The organism is Alteraurantiacibacter aestuarii (genome assembly GCF_039523595.1).
GTDB lineage: Bacteria > Pseudomonadota > Alphaproteobacteria > Sphingomonadales > Sphingomonadaceae > Alteraurantiacibacter > Alteraurantiacibacter aestuarii.
On record NZ_BAAAFP010000001.1, the window covers coordinates 108,591 to 128,388 of the forward strand.

Sequence of the window (19,798 nt, forward strand, 5' to 3'; positions counted from 1 at the left end):
AGGAATTGTGCCCACTCAGCTGTGCTGGCAGAGCAGATCGCAAATACGCGCGGCGCTGTGGCCATCGCCAAAGGGATTGTGCGCGCGGGCCATCGCCAGATAGGCGTCATGGTCATCCAGCAGACGATTGGCCTCGGCCACGATGCGGTCGGCATTGGTGCCCACCAGCATGGCCGTGCCCGCTTCCACGCCTTCGGGCCGCTCGGTCGTATCGCGCATCACCAGCACCGGCTTGCCCAAGGCGGGCGCTTCTTCCTGCACGCCGCCGCTGTCTGTCAGCATCAGATCGGAGATGCCGATCAGCCGTGCGAAATGCGGATAGTCGAGCGGTTCGATCATCGCCACGTCCTCAACCCCGGCAAGCTGCTCGTCCATCACCTTGCGGACATTGGGATTGAGGTGGACGGGGAAGATCACCGCCACTTCAGGCCGCGCAGCCAGGCGGCGGATGGCATCGGCAATAGCCTGCATGCCTTCGCCAAAATTCTCCCGCCGGTGGCAGGTCACGCCGATGATGCGCTTGTGGGCAAAGCGCTTTTCCAGATCCGCCAGACCGGCGGCCAGCCGGGGCTCCTTTTCGATCCGCGCGGTGATCCACTGCAAGGCATCGATCACCGTATTGCCGGTGACGTGGACAATGCCGGGGTCGACATTCTCGGCCAGCAGGGCGGCCTGGGCCGTTTCCGTCGGTGCGCAATGGAGGGCGGCAATATTGCCGATGATCTTGCGGTTCACCTCTTCCGGCCAGGGCTGGTAGATATTGCCGCTGCGCAGGCCCGCTTCGACATGGCACACCGGAATCTTGCGGTAATAAGCAGCCATCGCACCGGCCATCGCGGTGGCAGTATCGCCCTGCACCACCACCCAGTCCGGCTGTTCGGCATCCATCACACGGCCAAGCCCGGTCAGCAGGCGGGCGGTCAGCTCATCCAGCGACTGGTCGGGCTGCATCAGGTCCAGATCGTGATCGGGAACGACGCCGGAAATTTCCAGCACCTGATCGAGCATGCCGCGATGCTGGCCGCTGACGCACACGCGCGAGACGAACCGGTCGTCCGCCCGCAAGGCATGGACGAGCGGGAAGAGTTTGATGGCTTCGGGCCGCGTGCCGAAAACCGTCAATATGCGCCTGGGACCTGTCATATGAAGGCCCTTAGCCGGGTTTTCGTTAACTATGCGCTACCCTTGCGTTCAATTGGCAGGCGGTGCGTCGGGAATTTCGTCGGGATCGACCAGTTCGGGCAGGTCTTCCTCACCCGGAAGCGGCGCATCACGTTCGGCTTCCAGCTTGTCCATATAGGCCCGCTCCAGCACTTCCACGCGCCGCTGCGTGGCAGCAGCCTCGGCATCGATGGTGGAGAGGCGTTCCTGCCGTTCATCCGCAATCAGCTGGCTGAACCGGACATTGGGGTTCTCCGCCCGCTCCTGATAGGCTTCCTCGATCATCTGCGCCGTGCAGCCCAGCTCACTGCCACCACCGATATTGGTGCAGGACAGCGGGCCAAACGCGCCGACAGCTTCAAAACTGCGCACACGATTGGTCCAGGAAGTGTTTTCAGGGTCCCGGCTCTGGCGCAGGTTTGGCGGAATGCGATAGCGTTCGCTTTCATCCATGCGCGCGCAAACGGTGATCGTATCGCCTTGCGTGGCGGGACATTCATCATCGCCATAGATGATGACCGTGTTGTAGCTTTCGGAATCCTCGCCCTCGCCCTGTGCTAGAGCGGGCGACGATACGATGCCGACCAGGGCTGTGGTTGCGGCGAGCGCGATCAGGCGTTTCATTTCATAATCCTGTAACATCCCGGCCTGTGGAACCGGGCCCACCTGCTGGCCTCAAATGGCAGCAACAGGCCTGAACCATAACTGAAGCGGGGCAGACCGGCACTGATACCAATCAAACTTGCCCCGTTCGAACTCACTTCGATCAAATCTTCTCCGACAGCCGAATGGCAGCGCGGCAGCCCATGCGGATGGCGGCGGTCAGCAGCGCATAGCCGGGCGCCTTCTCTGCGCCTGCTGCAAGTGCTGCATCGCGGTGCTCGCGCTCATCTTCGCGGAAGCGGGCGATCATGTCGGCCAGTTCCGGATCATCGCCATCCCGTTCCAGTTCTTCCAGCTGCTGCGTGTAGTGGCGGTCTATCTCTTCCTCGATCGCGGCGGTGCAGGCCATTGCCGCTTCCGGCCCGATCATGGCGGTGCCCGCTCCAAGCGCGAATCCGGCCACATTCCAGAACGGCTGCAACGCCGTGGGGCGCACTCCGCGCCTGGCCATCAGCGCATCGAATTCCGCCCTGTGGCCCACTTCCTGCTCGGCCATGGCGCGGATCTCTGCCGAATGTGGGCCGCGATCGCCCATCACCGCCAATTGCCCGGCATAGATGCGCGTGGCGCCAAATTCGCCCGCCTGATCGACGCGGATCATTTCCGACCGGTCCGGGCCTGTAACGCTCTCGCTCATAGCTTGTCCTTCCTTGCCAGCAGCGACCATATGGTGACTGCCCCGGCGATGGAGAAGATCGCGTTGAACCCGGCCAGCGAAATGCCCATCATGGTCCACGCCGGCTGATCACAGCGAATGATCGGCTGGGCCAGAATGGCCTCCAGCGGATCGACGCTGGCGCTGGGCGGCAGGGAGCAGCTGGTCAGCCCTTCCCACAGTCCATATTCCACGCCGGCATGGAACACGCCGATCAGGCCCGACACCAGAATTCCCCCCGCTGCCAGCGCCACGAACAGGCGTTTTGGCGGGATCGCAAAGGAAGCGAGCGCCAGCGCCAGCGCGGCGAAGTGCGGCCAGCGCTGCCACCAGCACATCTCACACGGATAGAGGCCAAAGCCATATTGCGAGATATAGGCGCCGCCCAGCAGCAGGGCGGGAACCAGCAGCGCCAGACGCTGCGCCATCACATCCGGTCTAGTCATCGCCGGACCCTTCAGCGACGCGAGGCAAGGTTGGTGCGATTGGTGCGGCGCATGGTTTCCAGCGCATAATGCAGCTGGAAGTCGTCGATCCCCTGCTCCTCAAGCTGCTCTGCGGTGAGCATGAAGCGCGGATCGGCGTTGCGATCCCGCTCCAGCGATTCGTCCTCATAATCCAGCTCGTTGATCAGGTGGCCGCGCAGATCGCTTTCGCGCAAGGCATAGCGCTGGCGGCGTTCGGCATCGGGATCGGACAATTGCGGCACGCGGATATCGGGCTCTATCCCGCCTTCCTGCACGCTGCGGCCCGACGGCGTGTAATAGCGCGCGGTGGTGAGCTTGAGCGCGGTATCGCGGGTGAGCGGCAGCAATGTCTGCACACTGCCCTTGCCAAAGCTGCGCTGGCCCATGATCAGCGCGCGGTGATGATCCTGCAACGCACCGGCCACGATCTCGCTGGCGGAGGCGGAGCCTTCATCGATCAGCACGATCATCGGCAGGCCATCGACAACATCGCCGCGATAGACGGTTTCCGCCTCGTAATAGACCGTGTCGCGCCTGGTGCGGCCGCGCTGGGAGACGATCTGACCCTGCGCCAGGAACAGATCGGTCAGGGCCACCGCTTCATCCAGTGAACCGCCCGGATTGCGCCGCAAGTCCAGCACCAGCCCGGAGAGGCGTCCGGTCGCCTGGCTGCGCAAGTCGGCAATCGCCGCATTCACGTCTGCGCCAACATCGCGGCTGAATTCATTGACGCTGATATGGCCGATATTGCCGCTCATCAGCTCGGATGTGACCGGCTCCAGCTCAATCACGCCGCGCGTTACGCTGATCTCGATCGGCTCATCGCGGCCAGGGCGGAAAATCGTCAGGTTGATGGCCGTGCCCGCCGGCCCGCGCATTTGCGACACGGCATCGTTGATCTCCAGCCCATAGATCAGGTGGCCATCGATATGGGTGATAAAATCGCCTGCCTTGACCCCGGCAATATCCGCCGGACTGCCACGGAAGGGGGATACCACCTTCACCGCGCCATCATCCATCTGCACCGAAATACCCAGCCCCTGGTAATTCCCGTCAATCATGGTCTCCAGCCGCTGAAGCGCTGCGCCATCGATGTAGGAACTGTGCGGGTCCAGCGATGCGAGCATGCCGTCAATCGCACCGCGGATCAGCTGCTCATCATCGACAGGTTCGACGTAGCTGGTCTTGATCCGCTGATAGGTGGCGAAGAGCTTGGCAAATTCGGGCGATGCCCTGCCCTCCACCTGCGCAAAGCCCGCCGTGGTGGCAGGCAGCAAGGCTATCGCCGTGCAAAGGGCGGCGGCGCGAAGTGCAGGGGCGAATTTCATATCACGATATCCTGTTGGGTCCCGGAGGCTTTTATCGCAGCCGCGGGCTGAACGCCAGATGAGGGATTTTGGGTGCCAGTGCGGGACGGATGACGGGCCTACCCGGTAAATTGCAGCGGATTGACGGCCTCCCCTTCGCGGCGCAGTTCCACGCTGATGGTCGGGCGGCCCGGCCCGGCAATGCCGATGGGGGAACCGCCAACCAGCTCCGCCCCAACGGCCACATCGCTGCGCGCAAGGCCGGTGACGAGGCTGGTCCAGCCGCCGGTATGTTCGATGATCACGATCTGGCCATAGCCTCTATACGTGCCGGCAAAGGCCACGCGGCCCGCTGCCGGCGCCACCACCTGCGCCCCAGCGCGCGGTGCCAGCGTTATGCCCTGGCTCAGGGCCGCCCCCTGCGGTGCACCAAACCCCACAATCGTGCGTCCTGCCACGGGCAGGATATAGGGCGCTGGCGCATTGGCGGGTCCTGTGGGAGACGACGTTGCCAGTGGGGCCGCGAGCGGTGCCTGCTCGCCTTCGCCGGGTCGCAGGCTTGGCCCCGGCAGAGCGGCCAGACGCTGACGCAGGCTGGCGGCGCGATCCAGTTCGCCCACCAGCCCATCAAGATCGCGCGCCTGTTCCGCTAAGGCCAGAGCGCGTTCGGATTCGCGGTTGGCGGACATGCCCGCCTCGCGCGCAGCCAGACGCTGGCGCGTTTCGATCGCGGCGAGTTGCTGGCGTCGCTGCGCCAGAATGCCTTCCTCCTCGCGCAGCGCCGCCACGGCCTGCTGCGCCTGTCGCTGCAATTGCCGGGAGCGGGCGATGCGGCTGCGCAGGCTGGCGGTGCGGGCCTGCACTTCAGGCACCGCGCTGGCCATGACCGCGCGCAGATAGACCACGTCGCGCACTTCGCCCGGACGCAGCACAGAAAGCGCCACAGGACGCCTTGAGAATTGCTGAAGCGCCGCAGTAAGCCGGACAACGGGCCGCTGCTCGCGCCCCAGCTCCTCGCGCAGAGTGTCTCGCTCCCCTTCGATAAGGGCACTGCGCGCTTCTGCTGCGGCAATGCTGGCTTCGGCCTGCTGGACCCGGGCGGCCAGTGCGGCGGTTTCGCGGGCGGTACGCTGGGCGGCATCTTCGGCGCTGGCGGCTTCCTGCTCCAGCCGCTCACTGCGGGCCTGAGCCTGTTCACGCTCCGCCAGTGCCTGGCGCAGGGCATTTCGCGTCTCCACCGGACTGTCATAGACTGGCGCGCGCTGGGCGCTGGCGGCAAAGCCAAGCAGCAGGAACGATGCAGCCAGAAGCAAAATCCGCGACATCGCCCTATCCTGACCGATGATAGGGGTGTCCGGCAAGGATCGATGTGGCGCGAAACAGCTGTTCCATCAGCATGGCGCGCGCCAGCAGATGCGGCCAGGTGGCCTTGCCGAACGCCAGCAACAGGTCCGCCTCATCCCGCTCTGCCTGCGAGTGACCATCTGCGGCGCCGAGCACGAAGCGGCATTCGCGCATGCCGCCATCGCGCCATTTCTCCAGGGTTTGGGCCAGCTCCTCACTGGAGATATCGCTGCCCTTTTCATCAAGCAGGACGGTCTTGAACGGGGTTTGCGGATCGGGAATGCGGCCGCCTGTTTCGGGCAATTCGGTCAGCTTCAGCGGCCAGGCGATGCGCTTTTCGTAACGTGCCACAAGCTCCGCCTCTGGCGAGCGGGCAATCTTTCCACGGGCGATCACATGCAGGAGCATGCGATTGCTCTAGCCGCAATTGCAGGCGCGAGCCATCGGGGAGAGGTTTGTTTTGGGTGGGTTTGTTGTTTCTTGGAGGCTTTGTCTGGCCTCAAACGTTCCCAACAGCCTTTGCGCCGTCGTCGCCGAAGCCCCACATCCTCTCGAGGTTGTAAAAGCTGCGCACTTCGGGGCGGAACAGGTGGACGACCACGTCACCTGCATCGATCAGCACCCAGTCTGCCGCCGGCAGGCCTTCGATGCGCGGAGCTGGCTCGCCCGCCTTCTTGAGCCTTTCGGCCAGCTTGGAAGCCATGGCGGCAACCTGCCTGGTCGAGCGGCCGGAAGCGACGATCATGTGATCGGCGATCGAGCTCTTGCCTTCGAGCGGGATGGATACGAGGTCCTGCGCCTGATCATCCTCGAGCTGTTCGAGGATCAGGGCGTGGATCGAGCCAGGCTCTGCCTGGATGGTGTGCGGTGTGTCAGTCATGGAAATGATGGTTGCGGTGCCCGTTGATGCCGGGGTGGCTTGCGCCTGTATCATCGCGACTTTTCATGCTCCTGAATTGGAAAAGGGACAAATGCGGCATGGGGCCAGAACGCCTCATGCGTCATGTCCCCGTGCTGAACGATCGTTGGACGAACTGGTTGGTACGGAATTGCGAATGAGCGAATGCGTCACTTCATCCCTGGGAGCCGGGCCGGAAAACCGGTCCGCCCAATCAGGATCCGCATCACGAATTTGTGTTGCCGAGCGCGGATCAGGATCAAAACGCAATTCTATCAGCGCAGGTGCGCTCCATTCGCCCCGGTTGCGTAATCCGGCTGCGGATAACCGGTAACGCCGCAGCCAAGCCATCGCGGGGCTCGCGAGGGCGTCCTCGTCATAGCCGGGCCGGGCAATCACCGCAATCGGCATTTCACGGGCAATTTGGCGCCAGTTCCGCCACTTGTGGAACTGGGCGAGATTATCCGCCCCCATCACCCACACAAACTGGCGGCGCGGGAACATCCGCTTGACCGCGCGCAGCGTATCCACCGTGTAGCGCGTGCCCAGCTGCTGTTCGATCGCCGTGACCTTGATCGGGGCACTGCGGCTCATCATCCGGGCAGAGTGCATGCGGGCGGCAAAAGGCGCCATGCCCTGACGCGGTTTCAGCGGATTGCCGGGGGAAACCATCCACCACATCTCGTCCAGACCCAGCGCCCGCATGGCGAACAGCGACACCCGCCTGTGGCCGTGATGCGCGGGATTGAACGAACCGCCCATCAGGCCGGTCAGCGGCGCAGCGGGGCCGCGGCGGAATCTCACGATTGCGGGCGACGCGGGGAGACGCGAAAGCCGTGGCGGTGCAGCTGCGCCTTGAGCGCCCATGCCGGATATTCATCGTCCAGACGGCCGATTTCATCGAGCGTTGCCAGCTCATCCGATGTCAGTTCGATGTCGCTTGCGGCGAGGTTCTGCGCCAGCTGGTCCGCCCTTTTGGCGCCTACGATCACCGATCCCACGACCGGCTGGTGCAGCAGCCATGCCAGCGCAATCGAAGCGACGGAGACATCGCGCGCGGCCGCCATCGGCCGCATGGCGGCAACCGCATTTGCCGCCAGCTGCTTGTCCGCACGCGGGAAATCCAGCTTGGCGCGGCGACCTTCGCCCGACACCGTGCCATCTTCTCCAAAATCATACTTGCCGCTCAGCAGTCCGCCGATCAGCGGGCTCCAGACCATCAGGCCAAGACCCTCACTCTGCATCATCGGCACCACATCGCGCTCCAGCTCGCGGCCAGACACCGCGTAAAACGCCTGGTTGGAGATGAACTTGTCCCACCCGCGGCGCTCGGCAATACCCAGCGCCCTGGCGATCTGCCACGCGGCCCAGTTGGACACGCCGACATAGCGTGCACGGCCAGAGCGCACGATATCCTCCAGCGCGCGCAGACCTTCTTCCATCGGCGCAATCGGGTCCCAGCCGTGAATCTGATACAGATCGACATGGTCGAGGCCGAGCCGGTCGAGGCTGGCGTCGATCTGGTTCATCAGGTGATAGCGGCCATATCCGCCGTCATTCGGGCCTTCGCCCATCGGGCCCATGCCCTTGGTGGCGATCACCACCTGATCGCGCGCCACGCCGATATCGCGCAGCGCCTGACCGAGGAATTCCTCGCTCTGCCCCGCCGAATAGACATTGGCCGTATCGATGAAATTGACCCCGGCATCGATAGCCTGGCGGATCAGTGCGGTAGAGCCCGCCTGATCCAGATCATGCTGGAAGAACGCGCTGGGCTTATTGCCGAAAGTCATCGCGCCAAGGCATATCTCGGACACCACGAGACCCGATTTGCCAAGCTGGTTGTAACGCATGATTTCTCTCCCCGTGCAGGTTTCCCGCCAGCTTCAGGGCCGCGCCTGGCCGCTGCCAAGGACCTGCCACTTATAGGTGGTCAGCCCTTCCAGCGCGACCGGGCCGCGTGCGTGCAGGCGGCCGGTGGCGATGCCGATTTCCGCGCCCAGTCCAAACTCGCCGCCATCGGCATATTGGGTGGAGGCATTGTGCATCACGATCGCGCTGTCCACTTCGGCCAGGAAGCGATCCGCCGCCTGCTGGTCGGCAGTGATGATGGCATCGGTGTGGCCGGAGGAATGGCGGGCGATATGATCCATCGCCGCATCGATTCCATCGACCACGGCAACCGAGAGGATCGTGTCGAGATATTCGGTGTCCCAGTCATTGGCGCTGGCAGGCACTATGCGGGGGTCGAGCGCCTGCGCGCGGGCATCGCCGCGCAGTTCGCAGCCTGCATCCAGCAACGCGCCGATGATCTCGCCCGAAGCCGGGAAGGCGGCATCCAGCAGCAGGGTTTCCATCGCGCCGCAAATGCCGGTGCGGCGCATCTTGGCGTTGAGCGCGATGGTGCGCGCCATTTCCGGATCGGCTGCCTGATGGACATAGGTGTGGCAGATGCCGTCCAGATGGGCGAGCACGGGCACGCGGGCATCGGCCTGGACCCGTTCCACCAGCCCCTTGCCGCCGCGCGGCACGATCATGTCTATCAGCCCGGCGGCGCGCAGCATGGCGCCCACGGCTTCGCGGTCCTGCGTGGGCAGAAGCTGGATAGCATCGGCAGGCGCGCCGCCTGCAGCCAGCCCCTCGGCCATAGCCGCATGAATTGCGCGGTTGGAGTGAACCGCCTCGCTGCCGCCGCGCAGCAGCGCCGCATTGCCGGACATCAGGCACAGCGCAGCGGCATCGGCGGTAACATTGGGGCGGCTTTCGTAGATGATCCCGATCATGCCGATGGGGATGCGCCTTCGCACCAGTTCCAGTCCGCTGGGCACGGTGCTGCGATCGATCACCTGGCCCACGGGATCGGGCAGGCCGGCGACATTCTCGACCGCCGCCGCCATCGCTTCCAGCCGCGCGGGATCGAGCCGCAGACGATCGAGCATGGCCCCGGTCAGCCCATTGGCTTGCCCGGCGGCCACATCTTTGGCGTTCTGCGCCAGGATCTCGCCAGCATGGGTGCGCAGCGATGCCGCGGCTGAACGCAGCGCGCGGGCCTTGTCCTCATCCGACATCAGCGCGAGCTTGCGCTGCGCCGATCGGCCAGCCAGCGCGAGCTGTTCAATCAGCTGCGCAGGCGTTCGCGAGTCTGTTCTTGCGCCACTGTGCGCAGCGGATTGCGCGGGGCTGGATTGCAGTGTCTGGGCCATGCCAGCGCAACTATCATCGGCATCGCGCCTTGTCAGGCGGATTCGCCAGCAGCGAATCGTTTCGGGCGAAACGGATATGGTTCCCGGCAATCTCAACTATTTTTGCAGCCGCGAAACGCTTCACCGCACGACGGGTTCGATTCGCCCCAATCTTAACAGAGTCTGATAGACCTCTCCGGTCTGTCCGCTAGGCAAGCCGTGACGGGTTTTTACAAGAAGTCGGGGTCATTTTGGACACACAAACCGCTGGCGGGTATTGGGACCGCCTGCGAGCATTGTTCCCGGAGCGCGAGTTTTTCATGCGCTCCCAAGGGCAGGTTCGCTTTATCACAATTACCAGCCGGGTGCAGATGGTCACCGCCGGTCTTGTGCTCTCTGCACTGGTCGGCTGGGGTATCTCCATGGCCGCGATGGCCATCGGTCAGTACCAGGCCAGTTCCGAACGCGCCGAACTGCTCAGCCGAGAGGCGCAGGTCGCAACGGCGGAAAGCCGGGTTGAGGCCTACCGCGATGACCTGGCATCCGAAACTGCCGATCTTTCCAAGCGTCAGGACTACCTCGATGGCATCCTGGCCATGTTGCCCGAAGACCTGATGACAGAAGGCGTGGACGGCGAAGACACGGTTACCGACAGCACCGAGGAATCGGCAGAACTGATCAGCATGATCGAAGGCGCCATTCCCGAAGCCGCCGGACTGGCCCGCCTCGAAGCCCGCCAGCTGGCCTTTGTGGAACGGCTGACCCGCTATTCCGACCGCCGCGCCGCACGCACCGAACAGGCAATCCGCTCGCTCGGCCTCGATCCGCGCATGGTGATGATTGCAGACGAGCAGGCACAGGGTGGCCCGTTCGAGATGCTGGCATCGGATGCCGACGGATCGCTCGATCCGCGCTTCGAACGCCTCGCCATCAGCCTGTCGCGGATGAGCTCGCTGGAACGCGGCCTCAGCGAAATTCCGCAGGTCATGCCTGCCGACATGCGCAATATTTCATCGGGCTTCGGCTATCGCCGCGATCCCTTCAATGGCCGCGGCGCAATGCACAGCGGCCTTGATTTCCGCGGGCCTTATGGCGCCCCGATCCATGCCGCCGCCGATGGCCATGTCAGCTTCGTGGGCAACAAGTCCGGCTATGGCCGCGTGGTCGAAATCAGCCACGGCAACGGCATGATGACGCGCTATGCCCATATGTCGCGCTGGAACGCGCGCGTTGGGCAGGACGTGGTGGCGGGTGACGTGATCGGCAATATCGGCAGCACTGGCCGATCCACCGGACCGCACCTGCATTTCGAAGTTCGCATCAACGGGCGCGCAGTCAATCCGCGCCCCTTCCTGGAGACAGCCCCCAATGTTCTCGAAGAAGCCAGAGCGGAATACGCTCACACCGACGGCCCGGACCATGGCGAGTAGCGGCGCGACCTTTTCGGTGATCGGTGCAGACGTCACCATCAAGGGCGACGTGGAAGCATCCGCTGACCTGCATGTCGATGGAACGGTAACCGGCGACCTTTCCTGCGCCTCTCTGGTGCAGGGCGAATCGAGCCTGATCGAAGGCGCCATCACTGCCGAGACAGCGCGCCTTTCCGGCCAGGTCAAAGGCACCATCAAGGCGCGCAGCCTGGTGATCCTGAAGAGCGCCCGCATCGAAGGTGACGTCGATTATGAGACGCTGACCATCGAACAGGGTGCAACGGTCGAAGGCCGTCTGGCCATGCGTGACCGTCGCGACATGGCGAAGGGTGCAGGCGCACCACCTGCCGCCGCCGCCAAGGACAGCGAGCCGAAACTGTCGCTCGCCAACTGACATCATCCCACTGACAACATCCGCCAGCCGGATTTGACCAGACTGATATAGATATGAAAAGGGCGGCCCTGGAGCCGCCCTTTTTCTTGTCTTGAATAATCGGTGTGTGAGCGGACTATCAGTCCTGCTTGGCGCCTTCGCCAGCTTCGGCGGCGCGCTTGGCTTCCAGCCATGCTTCGGCTTCGGCTTCCTGGGCCGCCTGGGCCGCGGCCTTTACAGATGCGTCACGCTCTGCCTTCAGCTCCTCGATCAGCGCTTCGCGATCGTCGCGCCGTGGCACGACAATCTCTTCCTCGCCTTCGGCAACGGGCGGAGCATGCGCCGCAGCCTTCTTGGCCGCCTTGGCCACGGCGGCATCAAGCTCACGCTGCGAACACAGGCCCAGCGTGACCGGATCCTTGGGCTGGATGTTCTGGATGTTCCAGTGGCTCCGCTCCCGGATGGCGTTGATGGTGTTGCGGGTGGTGCCGATCAGCTTGCCGATCTGCGCATCGGAAATTTCCGGGTGGTTGCGGATGATCCAGGCGATGCCGTCTGGCTTGTCCTGCCGCTTGGACACCGGCGTATAACGCGGGCCCTTGGTGCGGCTGACATCGACGGGAGCCTTCTGCATCTTCAGGCGATATTCCGGATCGGCCTGGCCCTTTTCGATTTCCGCATGGGTCAGCTCGCCCGAATGCACCGGATCGCGCCCGGTGTACTTCGAACTGGCAAGATCGTCTGCCATGGCCTGCACTTCGAGAATGTGCAGACCGCAGAATTCGCTGATCTGCTCAAAGCTGAGCGCAGTATTGTCGACCAGCCAGGAAGCGGTCGCATGAGGCATGAGGGGAGTGGGCTGGGCCACGCGAAATCTCCGTATGAAATAAAAGGGCCGCCCCTTGCGGAGCGGCCATTGAAGCGCCCGATGTAGGCGCATCGCGCCCAAACGGCAAGCACAAGCGTCGGCGCGGCTTTTCAGCGCCCCGTCAGCAGGCCATTTTCATTCCATCGAGGAACTCGCGCGCGCTTTCCCCCCAGGTGAAGGTCTTGCCATAGGCGGCGCAGGCATCGCGGTCGCACAGCAGGGCGCGCTCTATCGCGCGGTCCAGATCGTGGTCCATCGCACCCACGGTTGGCGTCAGCACATCCATTGGCCCCGCCACCGGAAAGGCCGCCACCGGGGTGCCGCAGGCCAGCGCCTCTATCATCACAACGCCGAAAGTGTCGGTAAGGCTGGGGAACACCAGCGCATCGGCCCCGGCATAGACACCGGCAAGATCCGCGCCCTGCTTGAAGCCGAGGAAATGGGCCTGCGGGAACCGGGCCTGCAACGCCGCCCGGGCCGGACCGTCTCCCACCAGCACCTTGCTCCCCGCGTGGCGCGCGGTCAGGAACGCCTCGACATTCTTTTCAACGGCGATGCGGCCGGCATACAGGATGATCGGGCGTGGCAGGCTGAAGAATATGTCGGGCGGCAGTACTTCCGGCCTGAAATTGTCCAGATCGACGCCGCGGCCCCATGTCCTGACCGGCGAAATGCCTTCATCGGCCAGCGACTGCCTGATTGACGGGGTCGACCCGAAGGTGAACTGCGCAGGGCCGTGAAACCAGCGGAAATAAGGCCAGAACACCTTGGACGAGATGCCCGTCCGCAGCGCCAGATAGGTCGGGAAATTGGTGCAGAAGGCGGTGGTGAACGGCCTTTTACGGCGCAGGCACCAGCTGCGCGCCGCAAGGCACAGCGGTCCTTCGGTCATCAGGTGAATGGCATCGGGATCAAACCGGGCGATCTTTTCACCCACATCCGATGGCCGGGTCATCGCCAGCCGAATCTCAGGATAGGTCGGACAGGGGACGGACCTGAACTGGTCGGGCGTGACCAGCAGCACGGCATGGCCCTGCGCCGTCAATTGCTGCCAGACATTCCTGGTGGCGTTGACCACGCCGTTGATCTGCGGTGCCCAGGCATCGGTGACGATTGCAATTTTCATGGGGTCCTGCCTCGTGCGGGATTACGCGGCCACGGGGACGGCGGAACTGTCTGCGTCGGCCGGAAGCGCGGGCTCGGGGGGTTCGGCCAATGCGGTTGCTTCGGCAGGGGCTGATGGTGCGCGGCGGGCGATTTCATCGGGCCAGTGGAGGATTTCCATGCGCCCGTCGGCATGTTCGACCAGCGCGTTGCAGCCTTCCACCCAGTCACCGTCGTTCCAGTATTCGACCTTGTCGAACTGGCGGAATTCGGCAGTGTGGATGTGGCCGCACACCACCCCGTCCACACCGCGCTGGGCTGCGGCGCGGGCCACCACTTCTTCAAAGTGGGAGATGAATTCGACCGCGTTCTTGACCTTGTGCTTGGCCATTTTGGACAGCGACCAATAGGGCAGGTCCAGCTTCTGGCGGACCGCATTGACCCACACGTTAAGGCCCATCATCAGATGGTACAGCGCGTCTCCAACGAAGGCGAGCCAGCGATGCGCCAGCATGATCGTATCGAATTCATCGCCGTGCAGCACCAGCAGGCGGCGGCCATCGGCGGTATCGTGAAAGGCCGCGCGGCGGATTTCCACACCGCCAAAGCTGAGTCCGGAAAACTGGCGGAACATCTCGTCATGATTGCCGGGGATATAGACGATGCGCGTGCCGCGCTTGGCCCGCTTCAATATGCGCCAGACAATGTCGTTATGAGTCGAGGGCCAGTAGAACTTCTTCTTCAGTCGCCAGCCATCGATAATGTCCCCCACCAGATACATCGTCTCGCTGTCGACATTATCGAGGAAGTCGATCAGCAGCTCCGCATTGCAGCCCTTGGTGCCCAGGTGGATATCGCTGATCCAGATCGTGCGGAACGTGCGCCGCTGGGACTTTTCCGGTTCGGGAATCGATGGCTCATGCCGCTCGAAATCAGGCAGTGAGCTGATCGGCAGGTTATTTCCGAAATCACCCTGCATATAATCGCCAAACATGCCTCAAGAATCCCGAATAAGCTTCCATGGCTTGGATTCTGTAGACGCAGATTGTGACAGGCGATCCGCAGTTTAGGGTCAGATCGGCGACAATGTGACCATTTCGTGACCCGCCAGAGCGTGGACCTGGCGCCAGCGGAAGAGCGCTTTCAGCCCTCGATCACATAGGGTTGGCGGCCCACCCAGGGGGAGATCATGTTGTACGGCACGGTCACGAACACCGCCTCCACCCCGGCAATCTTGCCGTCCACGATCTTGAACAGTTCGAGCAACACGAAGCTGTGCGGGAAGTGGAAGATCGATGTGTGCTTGCTGCCATCGGTCCAGGTGACTTCCTTCACCTTGCCCGAGTGATCGATAAATCCGCCAGCCAGCACAATGCCCTTCTGCTCATCGATCAGGGGAAAGCGCCGGTCGCGCAGCCGGTCATCATAGATATACTGGCCAAGGCGGAACTGGTCGGCGGTGCCCATGCGCGCGATGGGATAGCCATCGATCTCCACATTGGTGGTTTGCAGGCCGTTTTCGATCCGGTCGCAATCATCGGTGAAGCTGGTGAACAGTCTGCCGTCATTCAGCTGGATGGTGTCGAAATAGCCGTTGGCGATGGCGATCATCTCGTCCCGCGACACGCGGCGGGCTTCTGGCACATCCTCCAGCATCAGCTGGCGCGGCGCGTCATAGCCTTCGATCTGCGGGAAGGGTCCAAATTCGAATTCCCGGCAGATGATGGTTTCCACCTCGGCGATGCGGCCATCGCGGGCGGCAAGGCGCAGCGCCATGATGGCGGGGTGGCCGCTTTCCTCGATAATGCCGATCCAGCTTGCCTGCCCGGTCTGGGGATCGGCGCACTTCAGATCATAATACTCGCGCGTGGCGGAAATCGTGTTCCACAGACCATCGCCAATGGTCAGCTCGACATTATTCTCCGTAAAAATGGCATCGTCGGTGAAGGAAAGCCGCGCAGGATCATGCGCCACCAGCGCCGCCAGATAGTCATCGACGAGCGCATAGAGCGCAGCACGCGCGGGGCCACTGGCCGGGGTATTCATTGCGCAATCTCCAATACCATCTTGCCGAAATGCTCGCCCGCTTCCATCCGCTGGTGCGCCCTGGCCGCCTGCTCAAGCGGAAATATCCGGTCCATTTGCGGGCGCAGCGCGCCCTCGGCCACGAATGGCCAGACATTTGCCGCGATCTCATCGGCCAGCAGCGCCTTGAATGCATCGCTGCGCGGACGAAGCGTGGACCCGGTCAGCGTCTGGCGGCGCACCATCAGCTTCACCACGTTGATCTGCGCCTTGATCCCGCCGAGCGTGGCGATGGTGACCAGCCGCCCGTCCACCGCCAGGCAATCCAGATTGCGCTGCGTATATTCGCCCGCGACCACGTCCAGGATGACATTGGCACCGCCGCCATCCGTCAGCGCCAGCACCTGCTCGCCAAAATCTGATGTCTTGTAATTGATTGCGTGATTCGCGCCGACCTGCCGCGCCAGTTCGCATTTCGCGTCACTGCCGCAGGTGGCGATCACGGTGATGCCGAACAGACGCGCCAGCTTGATCGCCATCGTGCCGATGCCGCTGGTTCCGCCATGCACCAGCAATGTCTCGCCATCGCGGGCATGGCCGCGCTCGAAAACATTGTGCCACACGGTGAACAGCGTTTCCGGCATCGCCGCCGCTTCGGCCATGGACAGGCCGGCGGGCACCGGCAGGCAGTGGCCCGCCTGCGCCAGGCAAAAGGCCGCATATCCCCCGCCGTTCACCAGCGCGCAGACCTGCTGGCCCATCATCGCCGGATCGACACCCTCGCCCAGCGCCGCGATCTGGCCCGAAACCTCAAGTCCGGGCAGGTCTGAAGCGCCCGGCGGCGGCGGATAGACGCCCATTCTTTGCAGGCAATCGGGGCGGTTCACCCCGGCATGGCTGACCGCGATCAGCACCTGGCCCGCGCCGGGCTGAGGCACTGGCCGCTGTGCCAGACGCAGCACATCTGGCCCGCCCGGCTTTGAAATCGTCATGGCCGGCATGGTGTCGGTAATCGTCTTGCCCAATTTTTCCTCCGGCACCGGTGGGTGTGCGGCGGGTTTGCAGCTGGCTGCGCAGCTGGTCCTGCTCCACAACACTAGAGACGTGGCCCATTGACAGCAAGCAGGACGCTGGCAATGTTGCATCGCAATGGAAGACGACCTTCCTCGACCGCGCACAGACGCAGCCGGCCTTCTGGCCAGCGAAGCGCTCGACAGCTATTCGCAGGACGAGCTGCTGGCACGCATCCAGTTGCTGGAGGCGGAAATAGTCCGGGTGAAGGCGCATCATGCCAGGGCGGCGGATCATATGAAATTCGCCGATGCGCTGTTCAAACCGCGAGAGAACAACTGACATGGGGCCGGCCGGGTCCCCTTTCCCTCTCGAAATTGCGCTTTGGCGCACCATATTACTGATATCGTCGCAAGAGCCGGAACATACCGGCCACCGGGCTTCACCACGCCTATGCCGCGCACCGGGAGGGCGGCGTTGGTAGAATAGCAACACTTCGGATCGTATTTTCCGCCCAACGGATAGGATTTCATGCCAAGTTTCGCGCAAAACCTCGAAAAGACCCTCCACACGGCGCTCAAGCACGCGACCGATCGCAGCCATGAGTATGCGACGCTGGAACATTTGCTGCTGGCCCTGATCGATGATCCCGATGCCGCAGAAGTGATGAACGCCTGCGGGGTCGAACTGACCGAGCTGGGCAATGTGGTGCGGCAATATCTCGATCAGGAATATCAGTCGCTCAAGACCGAGGATGATGCGGAACCGCAGGCAACTGCCGGTTTCCAGCGGGTGATCCAGCGCGCCATCCTGCACGTGCAGACGTCGGGCAAGGACACGGTAACCGGCGCCAACGTGCTGGTTGCGCTGTTTTCGGAGCGCGATTCCTACGCCGTCTATTTCCTCCAGCAGCAGGATATGAGCCGGCTCGACGCGGTCAGCTTCATCAGCCACGGCATCGGCAAGGGTGGTCGGCAGATCGAAAACCGCGCCATGGGCAGCGCCGAAGAGGGCGAGGCCAAGAGCGAGGAAAAGCCGGACAAGAACAAGAAGGATTCCGCGCTCGACCAGTTCTGCGTCAACCTCAACCAGAAGGCGCTGGACGGCAAGATCGATCCGCTGATCGGGCGCGGCCCGGAAGTGGACCGGACGATCCAGATCCTGTGCCGCCGGTCAAAGAACAACCCGCTGTATGTGGGCGACCCCGGCGTGGGCAAGACCGCCATCGCCGAAGGGCTGGCGCGCAAGATCGTGGAAGGCGATGTTCCCGAAGTGCTGGAAGAAGCGGTGATCTATTCGCTCGACATGGGCGCGCTGCTGGCCGGTACACGCTATCGCGGTGATTTTGAGGAACGCCTCAAGCAGGTCGTCTCCGAGCTGGAGAAACTGCCGGAAGCCGTTCTTTTCATTGATGAAATTCACACAGTCATCGGCGCTGGCGCAACCAGCGGCGGGGCTATGGATGCGTCCAACCTGCTCAAGCCCGCGCTGTCATCCGGCGCGATCCGCTGCATCGGCTCCACCACTTACAAGGAATTCCGCAATCACTTCGAAAAGGATCGCGCGCTGCTGCGCCGGTTCCAGAAGATCGACGTGAACGAACCCACGGTGGAAGACACGATCAAGATCCTGCGCGGCCTGAGAAGCGCATTCGAAGAGCATCACAAGGTCAAGTATACGCCCGACGCCATCAAGACCGCGGTGGAGTTGAGCGCGCGTTACATCAATGACCGCAAATTGCCCGACAAGGCGATTGACGTGATCGACGAGGTGGGCGCGATGCAGATGCTGGTCCCGCCCAGTCGCCGCCGCAAGACCATCACCGCCAGGGAAATCGAGAAGGTGATCGCCACCATGGCGCGCATCCCTCCCAAATCCGTCTCCAAGGATGACAAGACGGCGCTGGCCAATCTGGACCGCGACCTGAAGCGCGTGGTTTTTGGCCAGGACCCGGCGATTGAGCGGCTTTCCACCGCCATGAAGCTGAGCCGTGCCGGGCTGCGCGATGCGGACAAGCCAATCGGCTCGTTCCTGTTCTCCGGTCCCACCGGCGTGGGCAAGACCGAAGTCGCGCGCCAGCTGGCCTCCATCATGGGGATCGAGCTCAAGCGCTTCGACATGTCGGAATATATGGAACGGCACTCTGTGAGCCGCCTGATCGGCGCGCCTCCGGGCTATGTCGGCTATGATCAGGGCGGCCTGCTGACCGATGCCATCGACCAGCATCCGCATTGCGTGCTGCTGCTGGACGAGATCGAGAAGGCGCACCCCGACCTGTTCAACATCCTGCTGCAGGTGATGGATAATGGTCGGCTGACCGATCATCACGGCAAGACGGTGGATTTCCGCAATGTGGTGCTGATCATGACCACCAATGCCGGGGCGGCAGATGCGGCCAAGCAGGGCATCGGCTTTGGCGCAGGCACCAGGCATGAAGCCAGCGCCGAAGCGGTGAAGAAGATGTTCACCCCGGAATTCCGCAACCGCCTCGATGCCATCGTGCCGTTCGATTACCTTGGCACCGACACGGTCAGCCGCGTGGTCGACAAGTTCATCCTGCAGCTGGAATTGCAGCTGGCCGACCAGAACGTGCATATCCAGTTTGATGGCGATGCGCGTGAATGGCTGGCCAAGCGCGGCTATGACAAGCTGTACGGCGCAAGGCCGATGGCGCGGCTTATCCAGGACAAGGTGAAGCAGCCGCTGGCCGAGGAACTGCTGTTCGGCAAATTGGCCGGTGGCGGCGAGGTGCATGTGAGCGTGAAGGACGGCAAGCTCGCCTTCGAGCTTACACCCGCACCGCCCAAATCCCGGCCCAAGAAGGCGCGCAAGAAGCCTGCTGCGAAGAAGAAGCCGGGGGCGCCTGCATCAGAGGACACAGGTGAAAAGGGCGAAGAATAGCTCTTGCCTCGGGTCCAGCTGCAGATTTGCCAAGCAAGAACACGGGTCCGCCAAAGGCCCGTGTTTTTGGTTTCTCAGCGTCGCATCTGGAAACTTTCCGTTAGGGTTTTGCGTTCAGAACCTGAACACTCTCTCAATTCGCTTTTTGCAAGAAGGGTCGCACCACAATGCCAGAACGAACAAAAAAGCCTTACGTCAGTCCTGCCGTAAGCAATATGGGTAAGTTCGAGAACATCGAATTGTCCGAACTTACCCCCGCCAGATTAAAGATGATCATGTCATTGCGAGGCGAACAGGCTCCTCAAACTGCACGGCAGGCAGAGGGCGATGAAGCGCCTTCGGTCAGCCATCGCCGAAAGGCCTGATCCGGCGCGGGAGACAGGCGGGGTCGGAGCCCTGCGCGCGCCGA

The 19,798-nt window shown here is 63.0% G+C and carries 20 protein-coding genes; 4 read left to right on the forward strand and 16 right to left on the reverse strand.

Annotation, left to right across the window (positions count from 1 at the left end; translation table 11 throughout):
* Positions 1 to 15 precede the first annotated feature (15 nt).
* The 11 genes from wecB to ABDZ98_RS00560 all read right to left on the reverse strand — a co-directional run bounded on the left by wecB (position 16) and on the right by ABDZ98_RS00560 (position 9,698).
* Complete coding sequence (gene wecB, locus ABDZ98_RS00510; RefSeq protein ID WP_160590867.1) at positions 16 to 1,143, reverse strand: non-hydrolyzing UDP-N-acetylglucosamine 2-epimerase; 1,128 nt, start codon at positions 1,141 to 1,143, stop codon at positions 16 to 18.
* Positions 1,144 to 1,191: 48 nt separating this feature from the next.
* A complete protein-coding gene (locus tag ABDZ98_RS00515; RefSeq protein ID WP_160590865.1) occupies positions 1,192 to 1,785 on the reverse strand; it encodes a hypothetical protein in 594 nt (197 codons plus the stop codon).
* A gap of 142 nt (positions 1,786 to 1,927) precedes the next feature.
* A complete protein-coding gene (locus ABDZ98_RS00520) occupies positions 1,928 to 2,461 on the reverse strand; it encodes a demethoxyubiquinone hydroxylase family protein (protein WP_160590863.1) in 534 nt (177 codons plus the stop codon).
* Positions 2,458 to 2,925 (reverse strand): disulfide bond formation protein B, encoded by a 468-nt coding sequence (locus ABDZ98_RS00525; RefSeq protein WP_160590861.1) that lies wholly within the window; start codon positions 2,923 to 2,925, stop codon positions 2,458 to 2,460. The genes ABDZ98_RS00520 and ABDZ98_RS00525 overlap by 4 nt, the downstream gene beginning before the upstream one ends.
* Positions 2,926 to 2,936: 11 nt before the next feature.
* Positions 2,937 to 4,274 (reverse strand): S41 family peptidase, encoded by a 1,338-nt coding sequence (locus ABDZ98_RS00530; protein WP_160590859.1) that lies wholly within the window; start codon positions 4,272 to 4,274, stop codon positions 2,937 to 2,939.
* 98 nt (positions 4,275 to 4,372) lie between these two features.
* Entirely contained in the window at positions 4,373 to 5,578 is a 1,206-nt protein-coding gene (locus tag ABDZ98_RS00535; RefSeq protein ID WP_160590857.1) for a murein hydrolase activator EnvC family protein, read from the reverse strand.
* A gap of 4 nt (positions 5,579 to 5,582) precedes the next feature.
* Positions 5,583 to 6,005 (reverse strand): 23S rRNA (pseudouridine(1915)-N(3))-methyltransferase RlmH, encoded by a 423-nt coding sequence (locus tag ABDZ98_RS00540; protein WP_160590855.1) that lies wholly within the window; start codon positions 6,003 to 6,005, stop codon positions 5,583 to 5,585.
* 91 nt (positions 6,006 to 6,096) lie between these two features.
* Positions 6,097 to 6,531: a ribosome silencing factor gene (rsfS, locus tag ABDZ98_RS00545; protein WP_160590853.1), complete on the reverse strand. Its 435-nt coding sequence runs from the start codon at positions 6,529 to 6,531 to the stop codon at positions 6,097 to 6,099.
* Positions 6,532 to 6,591: 60 nt separating this feature from the next.
* Entirely contained in the window at positions 6,592 to 7,299 is a 708-nt protein-coding gene (locus ABDZ98_RS00550) for a nicotinate-nucleotide adenylyltransferase (protein ID WP_337190185.1), read from the reverse strand.
* Positions 7,296 to 8,348: an aldo/keto reductase gene (locus tag ABDZ98_RS00555; RefSeq protein ID WP_160590849.1), complete on the reverse strand. Its 1,053-nt coding sequence runs from the start codon at positions 8,346 to 8,348 to the stop codon at positions 7,296 to 7,298. Before ABDZ98_RS00555 ends, ABDZ98_RS00550 begins: the two co-directional genes overlap by 4 nt.
* A gap of 33 nt (positions 8,349 to 8,381) precedes the next feature.
* Entirely contained in the window at positions 8,382 to 9,698 is a 1,317-nt protein-coding gene (locus ABDZ98_RS00560) for a glutamate-5-semialdehyde dehydrogenase (RefSeq protein WP_160590847.1), read from the reverse strand.
* Positions 9,699 to 9,973: 275 nt separating this feature from the next.
* Between ABDZ98_RS00560 and ABDZ98_RS00565 the strand changes: the two genes are divergently transcribed.
* Positions 9,974 to 11,107 (forward strand): M23 family metallopeptidase, encoded by a 1,134-nt coding sequence (locus ABDZ98_RS00565; RefSeq protein WP_343805772.1) that lies wholly within the window; start codon positions 9,974 to 9,976, stop codon positions 11,105 to 11,107.
* Positions 11,097 to 11,501, forward strand: a complete 405-nt coding sequence (locus ABDZ98_RS00570; RefSeq protein ID WP_160590843.1) for a bactofilin family protein — start codon at positions 11,097 to 11,099, stop codon at positions 11,499 to 11,501. The genes ABDZ98_RS00565 and ABDZ98_RS00570 overlap by 11 nt, the downstream gene beginning before the upstream one ends.
* A gap of 118 nt (positions 11,502 to 11,619) precedes the next feature.
* Here ABDZ98_RS00570 and ABDZ98_RS00575 read toward each other — a convergent pair whose 3' ends face one another.
* From ABDZ98_RS00575 to ABDZ98_RS00595, 5 genes are all read right to left on the reverse strand, one after another.
* The gene (locus ABDZ98_RS00575; RefSeq protein ID WP_237437442.1) at positions 11,620 to 12,327 is read right to left on the reverse strand and encodes a DUF1013 domain-containing protein; all 708 of its coding nucleotides are present in this window, start codon (positions 12,325 to 12,327) and stop codon (positions 11,620 to 11,622) included.
* A 142-nt stretch (positions 12,328 to 12,469) separates the two neighbouring features.
* A complete protein-coding gene (locus tag ABDZ98_RS00580) occupies positions 12,470 to 13,474 on the reverse strand; it encodes a glycosyltransferase family 4 protein (RefSeq protein ID WP_160590839.1) in 1,005 nt (334 codons plus the stop codon).
* 21 nt (positions 13,475 to 13,495) lie between these two features.
* Positions 13,496 to 14,431 (reverse strand): UDP-2,3-diacylglucosamine diphosphatase, encoded by a 936-nt coding sequence (locus tag ABDZ98_RS00585; RefSeq protein ID WP_160591127.1) that lies wholly within the window; start codon positions 14,429 to 14,431, stop codon positions 13,496 to 13,498.
* Positions 14,432 to 14,595: 164 nt separating this feature from the next.
* Positions 14,596 to 15,498: a DUF8021 domain-containing protein gene (locus ABDZ98_RS00590; protein WP_160590837.1), complete on the reverse strand. Its 903-nt coding sequence runs from the start codon at positions 15,496 to 15,498 to the stop codon at positions 14,596 to 14,598.
* Complete coding sequence (locus ABDZ98_RS00595; RefSeq protein ID WP_160591125.1) at positions 15,495 to 16,478, reverse strand: NAD(P)H-quinone oxidoreductase; 984 nt, start codon at positions 16,476 to 16,478, stop codon at positions 15,495 to 15,497. The genes ABDZ98_RS00590 and ABDZ98_RS00595 overlap by 4 nt, the downstream gene beginning before the upstream one ends.
* 148 nt (positions 16,479 to 16,626) lie before the next feature.
* Between ABDZ98_RS00595 and ABDZ98_RS00600 the strand changes: the two genes are divergently transcribed.
* Both ABDZ98_RS00600 and clpA read left to right on the forward strand, forming a co-directional pair.
* Entirely contained in the window at positions 16,627 to 16,830 is a 204-nt protein-coding gene (locus ABDZ98_RS00600) for a DUF1192 domain-containing protein (protein ID WP_160590835.1), read from the forward strand.
* A gap of 189 nt (positions 16,831 to 17,019) precedes the next feature.
* On the forward strand, positions 17,020 to 19,389 hold the full coding sequence (clpA, locus tag ABDZ98_RS00605) for an ATP-dependent Clp protease ATP-binding subunit ClpA (protein ID WP_160590833.1): 2,370 nt from the start codon (positions 17,020 to 17,022) through the stop codon (positions 19,387 to 19,389).
* The last annotated feature ends 409 nt before the right edge of the window (positions 19,390 to 19,798 follow it).